We start from the raw sequence: 15,276 nt of genomic DNA, 5'->3' as shown, positions 1-15,276 counted from the left end.
CAGTTTTTTTGCACAAAAAAAGGATGGCTTAAAAAAGCGCATCCTTCCCTTATATTTACTGCCGTGCACCTCTCTTCGATCGCAGGCTCTCAAGCGTTACCTAAGCAGTTTGCTCGATCCAGGCGACTCCACGGCACACGGAAGAACCCGCTTACTGCTGCTTCCTTCCGGACCTGACAGGGTTCACGGGATTCCGTTGCGTGGAACCCAAATGTCAACACCACTTGCTTAGGGCAGACCATGAGAGCCGTGCAACCTAGGAGAGGAATTCAGCCTCGCTCTAGCGGATTGCGAGTACAGGGCACCGCTAATTCCCCGCTTAGCACGGCAAAATTGATAACATTTTCAGGCGTCTTTAACGACGCAGATTCTAGTATATCGTTTCTATTTGCGAAATGCAATCATTGTGGTTACTTTTCTTCTTCACCGTCTTTTTCTTCCGGCGCTTCCGCTTTCTGAAGCTTTGCCATCAGAATATGGGGCGGCGTATGCATGACGTGTTCAAGCGGCATGTTAAGCTTCTTTGCCATCATCTGCGCGGTTTCCAGAGATATTTGATTCGGTCGCATCGTGTTCGGCCTCCTGTTTTAAACGTTTCTTTTCTTTCCGAAGTTTTCGAAAGAAAGCAGTTAAGATTCCCGCTGCTTCTTCTTTCATTATACCAGACGAAAGCTCGGCCCGGTGATTAAAACGTTCTTCCTGCACTAAATTCATCAGAGTTCCGCAGCACCCTGCTTTTGGGTCTGCTGCTCCATAGACGACGCGGGCGATCCGGGACTGCACGACAGCTCCTGCACACATCGGGCATGGTTCGAGCGTTACGTAGAGCGTACATTCTTCGAGCCGCCAGCTTCCTACGACGTCACATGCCCGTTCAATAGCGGTCAGCTCCGCGTGGGTAGTCGCCCGCTGCGTAGCTTCGCGGTAATTATAAGCCCGGGCAATGACTTTCCCGCCTTTCACAATGACCGCTCCGATCGGTACTTCTCCTATTTCTTCAGCTTTTGCTGCTTCGATAAGCGCTTCTTTCATAAATATTTCATCTAAAGCTTTTTGCTCCATCATTACTTCTCTCCCAGCTTTATTCTTCCTGCTTATCATACAGGATTTATCCAGGCGAAAAAAGCTCTCTTAATAAAAGAAGTTTTTCAGTTTGCAGAGAACCTTCATGGCTGTTTTTTCGATCTGTAGAGATTTTGTCGAACTTTACTTCCACCAAGGAGCGCAGGAAAGAAGATCCAATACAGGTACAGAAGACACAAAAGTCATCCAGCCTGGGGGATTTTGGCTGAACAAAGAAAAAAGCTGCCCCGAAAGGCAGCTTTCTCCTGTTATCGCGCGGAACGCGGATTGAAGGCATCTTTAATACCTTCGCCGATAAAGTTAATCGAAAGAATCGTGAATGTAATCGCAAGACCCGGTGGAATCCATACCCACCACTGCGTACGAATGACGTTAGGATCACGCGCCTCCGTCATCATGTTCCCCCAGCTCGGCGTCCCCTGCGGAACACCGAAACCGAGGAAGCTGAGAGCTGTTTCCGCTACAATCATAATCGCAAGCAGCAGTGTCGCCTGCACAATAATGGTTGTCATGACATTCGGCAGAATATGTTTGCGGATGACTTTAAAAGGACTCCCGCCGATGGATGTAGCAGCCATCACGTATTCATTTTCCTTCTCTGTCATCACCTTACTCCGGACAACACGCGCTGCCCCGGTCCAGGATAAGGCACTCAGCACTACAATAAGGGCGAAAATGCCGGCATCGCGGAAGATAGAAGCTAGAACGATAACAAACACGAGAAATGGAAAATTCATAATGAAATCCGTAAAACGCATGAGCACCGCGTCGACCCATCCGCCGAAGTACCCGGCAATAGAGCCGATGATAGTAGCAATTATAACTACGGCAAACATACAGATAAAGCCGATCGTCAGTGAAGTCCGTGCTCCGTACATGAGAAGCGTCCAAATATCACGTCCCGATGCATCGGTCCCGAGAAGATGCCCTTCTCCCGGCATCAGATTCCGGCTCATAATATCAACCCGGGCCGGATCATACGCTGTAATGAACGGCGCTAAATAAGCAAGGGCCGTAATGACAATAAGAAAGACTAGGCTGATCATGGCGAGTTTATTGTGCCATAGCTTCCTGCGGGCAATCGACCAGGGGGACTGCTTCTTTGCTTGTTTTTCTAAATTCACTTCTTGTGCTGCCTCCATCTAAAGCCCCCCTATTCCACTCGAATCCGCGGATCGATGACGCCGTAAAGCAGATCGGCAAGCAGGTTCCCTATTAACGTTGCTACAGAGAGCATAAGGAAAATGGCCATCGTTACGGCAGAGTCACGCGTACTGATTGAAGAAATTAATAATTCTCCAATACCGCGGTAAGAGAAAATAGTCTCGATAATAACTGCTCCACCGATAATACTTGCGATATCGAATCCAAAGAGCGTTACGATCGGAATAATCGAATTGCGTAAAATATGTTTGTTATAAATTTCATTCTCGTCGGTACCCTTTGCTCTTGCTGTACGTACATAATCTTTCTGCGAACTCTCTATGATATCGTTACGCAGAAACTGGGTGTAGCTCGCTGTTACGAGCATACCAAGTACGAGCGCCGGCAGGAACGTATGATACAATTTGCTGCCCCAGTAAGCGAGCGTCCCTGTTTCGAGCCCCGAACCAACACTTCCCGTCGAAGGAAACCATCCAAGCTGGAACGAAAATATAAAGATCGCAAACAAAGCTGCAACAAAACTTGGGATCGCCAGCATTAAATAGTTGGCTCCCTGAATCGTGTAATCCCCTACTGTATAAGGGTTTCTTCCGGCGTATTTCCCCATAAAAAATGCCAGTATGTACGTAATAATAAGCGACATCACCGATAATAAAATCGTATTTGGAAGCCTTGTCCCTATTAACGCAGTAACATCTCTGCTGTGAACGACAGAGCGGCCGAAATCCCATTGAACAATGTCGGCTACCCAGCGGCCGTATTGAACGTGCACCGGATCATTTAGTCCGAGCTGTTCTCTCATCTCTTCAATATATTCCGGATTGGCATTGGCCGGGTCAATCTGCCCGGAAAGGGCATCCCCCGGCATAGCTAATGCCAGGGCGAATACCACAATGGAGACCATGAACAGTATTGGAATCATGATGAGAATGCGTCTCAGCGTGTAAATTAACATGATCATTTCTCCTTGCTAGATCAAAATAGATGCCTTATCTTTCCGACAAACAAATGGTGCTCTTTTTACTCTTCGTCCACGTACCATTCATGAGATTCAGCAGCGGCATGGCGCACATCTACTGTTACTCCACCGACGTCACTGTTAATGCCGTAAAGGTCAATTGGAGAGTTGAGCGGAATAAGCGGAAGCTCTTCGTTTACGAGCTGGTGCCACTCCTGATAAACTTCCTGGCGATAGTCCTGATCAATCGCTTCTTCACTGACACCCTCTTCAATCAGGCTGTCGGACTCTTCGTTGTACCAGCGTGGGAAGTTCCAGAAGTCTGTGGATTTCCAAAGGCCGGTTGGGTCTGGGTCTGCTGTCGCAAGTCCCCATGCACCAAGGAAGATATCAATGTCCGGATCGTCTTCTTCGACAAGGTCATAGAACAGGTTAAAGTCAAGAAGTTGACCGTCCATAATCTGAGCGTTAATTCCTACATCCTGAAGCGTCTGGATAATGTACTGCGCACGCGGCTCTGCAATATCAGCCGGAGTATCCATCGCAGCTAAATTCACTGTAAATTCTTCACCTTCAGGTGTTTCCACGAAACCATCGCCTGTCTGGTCTTCATAGCCTGCTTCGGCCAGGAGCTCCTGCGCGCGTTCCGGATCATACTCGTACTGGTTAAGAGAAGACTCGTCCGGATAAGACCAGCGGATAATGGATTCCGGAGCGTTGATTACGTTTCCGTAGCCTTCGCTGAACTCGGCGATAATGCCTTCGCGGTCAATCGCGTGGGCAAATGCCTGACGAAGTTCCTTGGACTCAAATTTCTCATTCGTCATTTCTACTACTTCTTCTTCTGCATTCCACTCTCCAAGCTTAAAGCCAAGATAGCTGTAGGAAAGACCTTCAATTTCTTCAACAGTTACATCCTCGTTATCTTCGAGCGGGCTGGCCTGTGTCGGCTCCAGTTCGATGATGTCCACTTCACCCTGAGCGAGAAGCTCACCGGCCTGGGCACCGTCTACGATTCGGAAAATAACTTCATCCAGGTTTGGTTCTCCGCGGTAATAGTCTTCAAAAGCAGTAAACTCAACCGTTTCACCTGGAGTGATGTTGGAAACTTCAAAAGCTCCGAGTCCTACCGGATTTTCACGAATTTCCGGGGCATCTTCCATTTCCGCTACCGGAATATCTTCAAGGTGGTCTTTTGCCATCGGGTAAGGCCAGAGGTTTTCCAGGTTGTTTGCAAGCGCTTCTTCGAAAGTAATTTCCAGCGTATACTCGTCGATAACCTCTACCCCTTCAAAGGAGTCGGAATCCCCATTGCGGTAGTCTTCAAATCCGACAATGCGGTCCACGTTCGCAAGCCGTGGACCTTCATAGTCCGGGTGAGCGATGGTTTCATAAGAGAATTCGAAATCCTCTGCTGTTAATTCTTCCCCATTATGCCACATTACGCCCTCTTCAAGCGTAAATGTTACTGTCCGGTTATCGTCAGACCATTCCCAGTCGCTGGCAAGGCGTGGTTCAAGTGAAAAATCTGTTTCAGAAGAAACGTCATAAAGTGCTTCACCGTTAAATATCGTCAACGGAAAGCTGTCATCTGCTCCTTCATAAAAAGCCCAGTCGAACAGTCCCGCAAATGGAGCTGTATGACCGTATGTAACTGATCCTCCCTGCGGGGCTTCTCCGTCTGCTTCCGCATTGTTATTTTCTTCTGTATTGCCTTCCGCGTCATCTGCTTCGTTGTTTCCTTCTGCTGTTTCGTTTGTTTCATTCCCGCCGTCTGTATTCTGATCGGCATTCTCTTCTCCATTCCCCCCACATGCTGTTGCAACAAGTGCTACGGAAATTAGAGAAGCTCCTAATAAATAACGAGATCGTTTCATTCATTTTTCCCCCTTAAGAATAATTAAAATATCGTTCTGCTGAAATGCGGCTGCCTATTCATATAACAGGCACGAAACACGATGCTCGCGGTTCACCTCCTTCAACTCAGGCTTTACCTCACTGCAGTGCGGCATCACTTTCGGACACCGCGGATGAAACGGGCAGCCTGTCGGCGGGTTCTGCGGACTCGGCACGTCCCCCGATAAAATTACACGTTCACTTTTGTTGCGTGGATCGGGCTGCGGAATGGCGGATATGAGCGCCTGCGTATAGGGATGCTTAGGATCCCGGTAGATTTCATTCGCATCGGCAACTTCTACGAGGTTGCCGAGGTACATGACACCGATACGGTCACTCATATGTTTGACAACGCTGAGATCGTGGGCAATAAAGAGAAGCGTTAAATTAAATTCCTGCTGCAGCTCTTTCAAAAGATTGAGCACCTGAGACTGGACGGATACGTCAAGAGCGGATACCGGCTCATCTGCTACGATCAGTTTCGGCTTCAGGGCCAGCGCCCGGGCGATTCCGATCCGCTGCCGCTGCCCCCCGGAAAATTCATGCGGATACTTGTAATAAGCATCTTCCGGGAGACCGACCCGCTTTAACAGAGCTATCACTTCTTCTTTTAGTGAATTCTCACTGCCTTTTTTATAATTGATGAGCGGTTCGGAAACGATACTTCCCACCATCATTTTCGGATTAAGCGAAGCATAGGGGTCCTGAAACACCATCTGCACATCCTGGCGCAGATCCCGGAGTTCGGAACCCCGCAGTTTCGTAATATCCCGTCCTTCAAAGAGAATTTTTCCTTCGGTCGGTTTAAACAGCCGGGTAATAGTCCGGCCGGCTGTTGATTTTCCGCAACCCGATTCTCCTACCAGGCCGAACGTTTCGCCGCGCTTTAAATCAAGTGAGATATTATCAACGGCTTTAACATCGCCTACTTTCCGCCGCAGGAATCCGCCGTGAACCGGATAGTATTTTTTCAGCTCCTGGACCTCGAGCAGATACTTGGATTCTGTTGTTTCGTTAACCATTACTGAACCTCCGCTCTTTTTTCAGGATGACTGGCATCGTAAAGGATGCAGCGGACGGCATGTCCTTTTTCAGTTTCCGCAAGCAGCGGATCAATTTCCGCACACTCAGGCATCGCTCTCGGACAGCGTTCTACAAATCGACAGCCTTTTTCAGGCATGTTTTTCAAAGAAGGCACGATCCCTTTAATCGTATTCAGCACTTCTCTCTTTTCATCCATGCGCGGAATCGAATCGAGCAGGGACTGCGTGTACGGGTGCTGGGGATTATAGAAGAGGCTGTCTACGTCCGTATCCTCCACTACCTGACCGGCATACATAACAACGACTCTGTCCGCAATTTCCGCGACAACACCAAGGTCGTGAGTAATCAGCAGCATCGCCATTCCTACTTCCTCCTGAATCTTTGCAATCAGTTCGAGGATCTGTGCCTGAACTGTCACATCAAGCGCTGTCGTCGGCTCATCAGCAATAAGCAGTTTCGGCTGACAGGCAATCGCCATCGCAATCATTACCCGCTGCCGCATTCCGCCGGAAAGCTGGTGCGGATACTCATTAACAATTTGATCGGACCGGGAAATCCCGACCTGGTTTAAGAGAGAAATACTTTTCTTACGGATTTCTTCTTTCGTCGTGTTTGTATGGTTAATGAGTACTTCATCAAGCTGGTAACCGATCGTTAAAACCGGGTTGAGTGCGGTCATCGGTTCCTGAAAAATCATGCTGATATCTTTGCCGCGGATTTTATTCATTTCTTTCCCGGATAGAGGAACGAGGTCTTTCCCTTCAAAGAGTATTTCCCCTTTATCCACTTTCCCATTATGTTTTGGCAGAAGATCCATGATAGAAAGTGACATCACGCTTTTCCCACAGCCTGACTCTCCTACAACGCAGACGACCTCTTTCGGCTTTACCGAGAAAGAAACATCCTTTACTGCGTGGTGAACCTTCCCATCGATTGTGAATCCTGTATGTAAATTGTTAATCTCAAGAAGTGCGTCTTGGCTGCTCATAGGATATCAAACCCTTCAATATTTTCTGAAAATAGTAAAGATTAAAAAAAGGGGATTTCATACTTCCCCGTATCCCCAGAGGAACGAAACTTTTATGCTATGTATTATAATTATTTTAATTGTCAGACTAAGGAATGTAAAGTATTTTTTTAGAGAGACGAAGGACTTTTATAGCTGAATGAAGTGAGGAATTAATGTAATAAGCTAATTATTGAGAAAATTTACATTATTTTAGTATAGGGTTTAGTTAGTATATCATGTAAATTCCTTTATAAACAGCGACCAACGTCCTAACTTCCCGGTTTTTAAGGAACTATGAATGAGCGCTCACTTAGTTGGTATGCCTTTCTTAGCCCCCTCATGTAAGAAGCCTTCCACCATGTATTATAAACATCCATTTCCATAAAAGTATACCGTTTTCACAGATTTTCTTACAAAGATTTTCACTTTTTTCAATACTTTAATGCAGTTATGCATTAATGCTTTTAATCGTTGCGCCCCAACATATGGGGGCGTTTTTACGTTCGCTCCAATGGTGTGTTTTCTTTGAAATTCTTCCTGTATCATTTCTGCAAACAGTCCATATATGAATGGATATTCATTATGCTGTTTACTCTCATAAATTAAAAGCAATTGTTCCAGCGCTGGTTTTCTATTTTCCTGAAGGATGCAAACAAATTTCATAGTGGAAATTCATCCTGTAAAAACCGAATAAGACAGATGACTGCCGATAGAGAGGAAGTCTTTCCCTGCGGTCAATTTTAGATACGGACTTTAGGATAGAATGTGTTAGAGATATTCGTATATGTGACTGGAACAAGTACATAGGAAGTTGATTCATGCAGAAAATATTATCTGATTTAGTTTGTTGAGTATGGCTGAAAAAATCTTCTTATGTATATATATAAAAACAGCCGTACTTTTCCTTAGAAAAGTACGGCTGTACTATCAATAATCTACTTTTGTTTAATGTGTGTACGATTCCCCATATATGGACGAAGAACTTCAGGAATTTCCACACTTCCATCTTCCTGCTGATAATTTTCTATTATCGCAGCTACCGTCCTGCCCACAGCGAGACCGGAACCATTCAAGGTGTGAACGAATTCCGTTTTGGCTTTTGTATCCCGTTTAAACCGGATATTCGCTCGACGCGCCTGGAATGATTCAAAATTACTGCAGGAAGAAATTTCTTTGTATTCTTCGTAGCTCGGAAGCCAGACTTCCAAATCATATTTTTTAGCAGCTGTGAAACCAAGATCTCCAGTACACATTTTTAATACCCGATAAGGAAGCTTTAATTCCTGCAGCATCCGCTCTGCATGCCCTGTCAATTTTTCCAGTTCTTCATATGATTCTTCCGGACGGACAAAGCGGACAAGTTCTACTTTATTAAATTGATGCTGGCGGATTAAACCACGTGTATCCCGGCCGGCTGAACCAGCTTCTGAACGGAAACAGGCGCTGTAAGCGACATATGCTTTCGGAAGCTCCTCCACCTTTAAAATCTCATCCCGGTGCATGTTAGTTACTGGCACTTCCGCTGTTGGAATAAGAAAATAATCTTCTTCTTCGATCTTGAAAGCATCTTCCTCAAATTTAGGAAGCTGGCCTGTTCCGGTCATACTCTCCCGGTTTACCATATATGGAGGAAGGATTTCTTCGTAACCGTGTTCTTCTTCATGCGTGTCCATCATATAGTTAATAAGCGCACGTTCAAGACGGGCACCGAGCCCCTTATAAAATACGAATCGGCTTCCGGTAACCTTTCCAGCCCGGTCAAAGTCCACGATGTCGAGACTGCGGGCAAGATCCCAATGCGCCTGTTCCTCGAAAGAGAAAACAGTTTTTTCTCCCCACGTACGAATTTCTTCATTATCCTCTTCATCTTCTCCAACCGGCACGTCTTCGTGAGGAATGTTTGGGATCGTAAGCAGCAGATGCTGCAGTTCTTCTTCCACCGTGCGCAGATCTTCATCCAGTTTTTTGATCTCCGCGGATACCTTTTTCATTTCTGCGATTTCCTCAGACGCATCTTTTTTCTCCCGCTTCATTTCAGAAATTTCCTGGGAAACCTTGTTTCGACGCCCTTTTAATTCTTCTGCCTGCTGGATCAACGTCCGTCTTTTTTCATCTTTTTCTTCGAACTGATCCAAAGCGGAAATATCTTCATTGCGTCCTTTCAACTTTTCTTTTACTCCTTCAAAATCGTTTCGCAGTAATTTCGGATCTAGCATATCCATCACTCCTTTTTTTAGTTGACCCTGCTTATGTTCATTGGTTAATAAATCCTGCGCTAAGGCATTTTCGAGACGAATGCGGAATTATCGGGAGAATCCTCCCGGACGTCAGGCAGCCCGAAAGCTTTCTCCGCGGGCATATGCTCTTTAAAATAACATCAGACATTAAATAATCTAATAAAAAAAGCCGTCCCCGAACGCATAGCGTTCAGGGACGGCTTTCACCGCGATACCACCCTGGTTAAAGAGTCCGAAACTCTTTCCCCTTTATCCTGATAACGGCAGGAAACCGGAAAAGTTCATCACCTTCATGCTCCAGGATGGATTCACTGAACCTTCCGCCGGTTTTCAGCTGCCACCGGCTCTCTGTGAGAAAGGTCTTCCGCTACTATTTCCTGTCATCGCGATAGCTATTCTGCTGCTGCCACTGTCAGTGACTCCCTTACGAGCTGGACGAAATACTGATGAAAACGATTGTCGTCCGTCAGCTCCGGGTGAAAGGAACAGGCTAAAAACAGTCCTTCCTGTGCAGCAACGATTTCTCCTTCGTACTCGGCAAGAACTTCCACGTTCGGTCCGACACTGCGGATAATAGGAGCACGGATGAATACCGACTCCACATCTTCTCCTACATAATTCATAGGCAGAATCGCTTCAAAGCTTTCCCGCTGCCGTCCGAAAGCATTTCTTTCCACTTCCATATCCATAATGGACAGGTGCGGCTCCGGCTGGCCGGTAATTTCTCTCGCCATTAAAATGGCTCCGGCGCATGTTCCAAAAATCGGCTTTCCCGCTCTTGCAAAATGCTTTAACGGCTCATAAAAACCGTATAAATTAATGAGGCGGCGCATCGTCGTACTTTCTCCACCGGGGAAAACGAGTCCGTCCAGTTCTTCGAGCTGCTCGGCTTTCTTCACAACAATAATGTTCACATCCGGTGCCTCAAGGGCACGGACATGTTCACGGATAGCTCCCTGAAGGGCCAATACTCCAATGTTAATCATTTTCAACCACCTCTTTTTTCTTTTCCCCTAAAAAAATTACCAGCCGCGGTCCTGCATGCGGTCTTTAGATTCCAGTGAAGAGATTTCAATCCCTTTCATCGCCACACCAAGATTTTTGGACAACTCAGCAATAAGAGCAAAGTCATTGTAGTGTGTGGTTGCTTCAACAATCGCACGGCCGAATTTAGCCGGGTTATCTGATTTGAAAATTCCGGAACCGACGAATACTCCGTCTGATCCAAGCTGCATCATGAGAGCAGCATCCGCCGGTGTAGCAATGCCCCCCGCCGCAAAGTTAACGACTGGAAGACGTCCTGCTTCACGAATTTCCTGAAGAATATGGAAAGGAGCTCCCAGGTTTTTCGCTTCCGTCATCAGCTCATCGTCAGACATTCCGAGTACTTTGCGCACCTGGGATTGAATAAGACGCTGATGGCGTACTGCTTCTACGATATTTCCTGTACCTGGCTCTCCTTTTGTACGAAGCATGGAAGCACCTTCTCCCATACGTCGCGTTGCTTCACCTAAATCTTTTGCGCCGCATACAAATGGAACCGTATAGTCGCTCTTATTTAAATGAAAAACTTCGTCAGCAGGAGTAAGGACTTCACTCTCATCGATATAGTCGACTCCAAGTGCTTCAAGCAGGCGCGCTTCTACGATATGACCGATACGTGCTTTGGCCATGACCGGAATGGATACGGCATCGCGGACTTCTTCTACAATTGTAGGGTCTGCCATTCTTGCTACTCCGCCTGCGGCACGGATGTCTGAAGGAACGCGCTCAAGAGCCATAACGGCTACAGCTCCGGCTTCCTCTGCAATTTTAGCCTGTTCAGCGTTAATAACGTCCATAATGACGCCGCCTTTTTGCATTTCTGCCATTCCTCGTTTGACTCGCTCAGTACCTGTACGTTTTTCCATAATAATCCCCTTTCAGCCTATAACTTCTATTTTATCTGACCCTGTTCCTACATTCCTCTTATATTATAACGAATCTGTTCGTCTTCGTAACAGTAAATTTCTTAGATTATAAAAAAGTTCTTCAACAACTGCCTCGACGATAAATACTAACACATAAACCCCGCCGCTTCAACTTTTCTGCTTTAAAAGCATGGGTTCAACAAGGCCAAAACAATTTCTCCTGAGATTAAGAAACAGGATAAAGTACTTTTCCTCAACTATTATGTTTGTAAAAAACTGCTTTCTAAAAAAGACCGGAGAAGAATGAACTGATATTTCGCATCGTCAGACTGAAGAAGCCGGCTCTTTCCACCGACTCTGCGGCCACGATATCCACTGAAGTATTCTCCTGTTCACCGAGATAGGAAATGTCCCGCTCTCCATCGTATTCCACAACCATCTCTCCTACGACATCGCCTTCCTCTACCGGAGCTTCCAGTTCTCCATCTTCATTCAGCAGCTCTTCATCGAGTTCCACCCGGTAGGAATAACTGTCCTCTCCGCCGTCCATTGTCATTTTAGAGACACTCTCTGCCGTGACGACTGCCGTTTCTTCTTCTTCCCCTTTGCTTACCGGCACGGTTTCATGGGAATCCAGCGTCATATTTCCCGGGAAAATTTCTTCTTCCTGGAAGTTATCAAATGCCCATTCCATGATCTCTTCTGTTTCACGGAAACGGTGAGCTTCCGAGTCGGCACCCATAACGACGCTCACAAAGCGCTGTCCATCTTTTTCAGCTGTACCGGTAAACGTGAAGCCAGCCGCTTCCGTATACCCGGTCTTCAAACCGTCTACGTATTCGTAATCCAGATCCTCATACTGTGTTCCTTCAAGCATCCAGTTCCAGTTCTGCATTAAAATCTCATCCGCAGAACCTTCCCGAAACGCTTGCTGCGGAATACTCGCGGAATCCAGCACCTCCGGATAATCCTTCACAAGGTGATAGGCAAGGGTCGCTGAGGCACGGGCGGACATATAGTTATCCTCTTCTTCCGACGTTCCTTCCGGATGGCTTCCTTCGAGCAGCCGGTTAGGAAGCCCTGTAGAATTAACAAACTGAAAATCTCCGAGCTCAGCAGCTGCGATCTCTTCTAAATTTTCCATATTCTCTTCTGCTCCTTCTTCCCGGAGCAGATCACCCATGCCGATTTCTTTTCCGCGCTCGTTCATCATTTCCACAAAGGCTCCTTCAGAACCTGAAATATGTTCTGTGAGGGCCATCGCAGAGGCATTAGCAGAATAAATAGCTACCGATTCATACAGTTCTTCCACGGTATACGTTTCATCTGTGCGCATCATTACGTTGGACAGGGAACGATTATGAGACAAGGAAGCTAAAAAGTCGTTCACGGATACCTGATCGTCCCACGAGATGTCCCCATTTTCGACAGCTTCCAAAATCAAGTATTCCGTCATCATTTTTGTCATACTTGCCGGAGGAAGCGGTACCTCGGAATTCTGCTCATAAAGTACTTCTCCCGTTTCTGCATCAGCAAGAATTACCGTATCCACCGACGGTTCATACGCAGCAGCCGGTAAAGCTGAAGAAAATATTCCCGCTAAAATTATCGTTCCTGCTGCAGCAATCCCAGTCTTTCTTATCATCTGTTCATCTCTCCCCAATTTGACACAATCTATGTAAAACCGTCGTGCTGATTGACTAAACATACAAGCGGTATTTTACCATATCCGCCTATAAAAAAATAGATAGGGGAAACCCCTATCTACGTCAAATCAAGTAAATTATCAGGAATAGTTTGGCGATTCTTTCGTAATCTGTACATCATGCACATGGCTTTCTTTAAGCCCGGCTCCGGTAATTCTGATAAACCGGCTATTTTCCTGGAGTTCCGGTACAGTCGCTGTACCACAGTATCCCATACCGGCTCTGAGACCGCCAACGAGCTGATGAAGCGTATCCTTCAGCGGTCCTTTATAAGGAATGCGTCCTTCAATACCTTCCGGAACAAGCTTCTTTTCTTCTTCCTGAAAATAACGATCCTTACTTCCTTTTTCCATGGCTGCGATCGAGCCCATTCCACGGTACACCTTGAACTGACGCCCCTGGAAAATTTCACGTTCGCCGGGACTTTCGGTTACACCAGCGAGCACGCTTCCGAGCATAACCGCATCTCCGCCTGCCGCAAGTGCCTTTGCGATTTCCCCGGAATATTTAATTCCTCCATCGGCAATAATTGATGCTCCATGCTTACGCGCTTCCGTCGCACAGTCATATACAGCCGTAATCTGGGGAACCCCGATACCTGCTACAATACGCGTTGTACAGATCGATCCGGGTCCAATACCTACTTTAATAATATTCGCTCCTGCTTCCACCAGAGCACGAGTAGCTTCGGCTGTCGCCACATTTCCGGCAACGATATTCAGATCCGGGTAACGCTCTCTGATCCGGCGCACTTTATCAATCACTCCTCGTGAATGTCCGTGAGCCGTGTCAATTACGAGAACGTCCACTCCTGCTTCTACCAGAGCCTTCGTACGGGAATCAGAATCTCCTCCAACCCCGACAGCTGCTCCCACGATTAATCGGCCTTTTTCATCTTTTGAAGAATGAGGAAACTCAATGGCTTTCTCAATATCTTTGATCGTAATAAGGCCTTTCAGTTTTCTGTCATCATCAACAAGCGGAAGTTTTTCGATACGGTGCTTCTGTAAAATTTTCTGCGCTTCTTTGAGCGTTGTTCCTACCGGAGCAGTTACAAGATTTTCGCTCGTCATCACTTCTTTAATAGGAATGGAGTAATCTTCAATAAAGCGGAGATCACGGTTCGTAATGATACCGACAAGTTTTTCATTTTCATCTGCAATCGGCACACCGGAAATCCGGTATTTACCCATCAGATGCTCCGCATCGAAAACCTGATGATCTTCTGTTAAGTGGAAAGGATTCGTAATAACGCCGCTTTCAGAACGCTTGACCCTGTCTATATGTTCTGCCTGCTCTTCAATCGACATATTTTTATGAATAATTCCGAGTCCTCCGGCACGTGCCATTGCTACAGCCATCGGTCCTTCGGTCACGGTATCCATCCCTGCGCTGATAATCGGCACATTGAGATAAAGGTTTTCTGAGAGTCTTGATCCTACAGCAACTTCATTAGGCAGTACATTGGACTCCGCCGGCATTAGCAGTACATCATCAAACGTTAAGCCTTCTTTAGCAAATTTATCTTCCCACATCGGCCCATTCCCCTTTCGGTTTTCTGAAAATATTATCAGTAGATTAACAATAGCATGAACGAGTGTCAAGGAAACAAATATAGTTCCACTATTCAAACTATTTTAAACCTCAATATACGTAAAATAAGGAAAATATAGGATTAGATTAATAGGTTAAATAATTTCATAAGTCGCTGTAAGAAATTTATTTCCTAACATGGGGAATGATTTCCACTTCAGACCGACGCTTTCCGCGGGGCTCGTCTTCATCCCGCCGGAGCCGCCGTCTGCCGTTTTAATCATCCGATTTTATATACGAATATTCAAACTATAAATTGATACTATGTTCGTTAAAATAACTTAATAAGTATATTATGAAATTGATTCAGGTTAGATGATTTTTTCAAACGATATTTTTTAAAATTGTAAAGCAGGAAAGGGAACGTAAGAGTCTGAAAGCAATTTCTTGAAACTTCCTGTAAATGTATTATTTTTGATACAAAAAAGCACGCAGCTCAGGGGCTGCGTGCCGGGTGACCCAGCGACGTCCTACTTTTGCAGGGGGAGAGCCCCCAACTATCATTGGCGCTGGAGAGCTTAACTTCCGTGTTCGGCATGGGAACGGGTGTGACCTCTCCGCTTTCGTCACTGGATTTTTTGGTTTTGGTTTCCCCACAAGCGCGCCTGACGGCCGTTTCGGGTACTGGAGCTGTCCACTCAAAACTGGATAACGGGGGTGTATGAACCCTTCAATC

13 protein-coding genes, 1 rRNA gene, 1 other RNA gene and 1 other annotated feature are annotated in these 15,276 nt (G+C 46.2%); all 15 genes read right to left on the bottom strand.

From position 1 onward, the window contains the following. Window positions 1-61: 61 nt before the first annotated feature. An RNA gene (ffs, locus tag FTX54_RS00120) (signal recognition particle sRNA large type) lies at window positions 62-328 on the bottom strand. Between the two features lie 82 nt (window positions 329-410). Beyond that, window positions 411-533 carry a YycC family protein gene (locus FTX54_RS00115; protein ID WP_422387410.1) on the bottom strand — a complete coding sequence of 41 codons (123 nt, stop codon included), beginning with the start codon at window positions 531-533 and terminating at the stop codon, window positions 411-413. Further along, the gene (tadA, locus tag FTX54_RS00110; RefSeq protein WP_422387409.1) at window positions 514-1,065 is read right to left on the bottom strand and encodes a tRNA adenosine(34) deaminase TadA; all 552 of its coding nucleotides are present in this window, start codon (window positions 1,063-1,065) and stop codon (window positions 514-516) included. The genes FTX54_RS00115 and tadA overlap by 20 nt, the downstream gene beginning before the upstream one ends. A gap of 266 nt (window positions 1,066-1,331) precedes the next feature. Next, window positions 1,332-2,225, bottom strand: a complete 894-nt coding sequence (gene opp4C, locus FTX54_RS00105) for an oligopeptide ABC transporter permease (protein WP_147805273.1) — start codon at window positions 2,223-2,225, stop codon at window positions 1,332-1,334. A gap of 11 nt (window positions 2,226-2,236) precedes the next feature. Continuing rightward, window positions 2,237-3,202, bottom strand: a complete 966-nt coding sequence (gene opp4B, locus FTX54_RS00100) for an oligopeptide ABC transporter permease (RefSeq protein WP_147805272.1) — start codon at window positions 3,200-3,202, stop codon at window positions 2,237-2,239. 65 nt (window positions 3,203-3,267) lie between these two features. Beyond that, window positions 3,268-5,082, bottom strand: a complete 1,815-nt coding sequence (gene opp4A, locus FTX54_RS00095; RefSeq protein ID WP_147805271.1) for an oligopeptide ABC transporter substrate-binding protein — start codon at window positions 5,080-5,082, stop codon at window positions 3,268-3,270. Window positions 5,083-5,136: 54 nt separating this feature from the next. Beyond that, window positions 5,137-6,123, bottom strand: coding sequence for an ABC transporter ATP-binding protein (locus FTX54_RS00090; protein WP_147805270.1), 987 nt, complete (start codon window positions 6,121-6,123; stop codon window positions 5,137-5,139). Continuing rightward, window positions 6,123-7,133 (bottom strand): ABC transporter ATP-binding protein, encoded by a 1,011-nt coding sequence (locus tag FTX54_RS00085; protein ID WP_147805269.1) that lies wholly within the window; start codon window positions 7,131-7,133, stop codon window positions 6,123-6,125. Before FTX54_RS00085 ends, FTX54_RS00090 begins: the two co-directional genes overlap by 1 nt. Window positions 7,134-7,517: 384 nt before the next feature. Further along, window positions 7,518-7,817, bottom strand: coding sequence for a hypothetical protein (locus tag FTX54_RS00080; protein ID WP_147805268.1), 300 nt, complete (start codon window positions 7,815-7,817; stop codon window positions 7,518-7,520). Window positions 7,818-8,089: 272 nt separating this feature from the next. Next, complete coding sequence (gene serS, locus FTX54_RS00075; protein WP_147805267.1) at window positions 8,090-9,370, bottom strand: serine--tRNA ligase; 1,281 nt, start codon at window positions 9,368-9,370, stop codon at window positions 8,090-8,092. A 210-nt stretch (window positions 9,371-9,580) separates the two neighbouring features. Next, window positions 9,581-9,784: a binding site (T-box leader), on the bottom strand. Beyond that, entirely contained in the window at window positions 9,784-10,377 is a 594-nt protein-coding gene (pdxT, locus tag FTX54_RS00070; RefSeq protein ID WP_147805266.1) for a pyridoxal 5'-phosphate synthase glutaminase subunit PdxT, read from the bottom strand. It overlaps the preceding feature by 1 nt. A 36-nt stretch (window positions 10,378-10,413) precedes the next feature. Then, on the bottom strand, window positions 10,414-11,301 hold the full coding sequence (gene pdxS, locus FTX54_RS00065) for a pyridoxal 5'-phosphate synthase lyase subunit PdxS (RefSeq protein WP_147805265.1): 888 nt from the start codon (window positions 11,299-11,301) through the stop codon (window positions 10,414-10,416). A gap of 283 nt (window positions 11,302-11,584) precedes the next feature. Then, entirely contained in the window at window positions 11,585-12,946 is a 1,362-nt protein-coding gene (locus FTX54_RS00060; RefSeq protein ID WP_147805264.1) for a D-alanyl-D-alanine carboxypeptidase family protein, read from the bottom strand. Window positions 12,947-13,087: 141 nt separating this feature from the next. Then, window positions 13,088-14,542: an IMP dehydrogenase gene (gene guaB, locus FTX54_RS00055; RefSeq protein WP_147805263.1), complete on the bottom strand. Its 1,455-nt coding sequence runs from the start codon at window positions 14,540-14,542 to the stop codon at window positions 13,088-13,090. 515 nt (window positions 14,543-15,057) lie between these two features. Beyond that, window positions 15,058-15,174 (bottom strand): 5S ribosomal RNA (gene rrf / locus FTX54_RS00050). Window positions 15,175-15,276 lie beyond the last annotated feature (102 nt).

Origin of the sequence: Alkalicoccus halolimnae (assembly GCF_008014775.2) — a bacterium.
Lineage (GTDB): Bacteria > Bacillota > Bacilli > Bacillales > Salisediminibacteriaceae > Alkalicoccus > Alkalicoccus halolimnae.
Note: the sequence above shows the minus strand (reverse complement) of the source record. Positions and strands in the feature narration are given on the sequence as shown.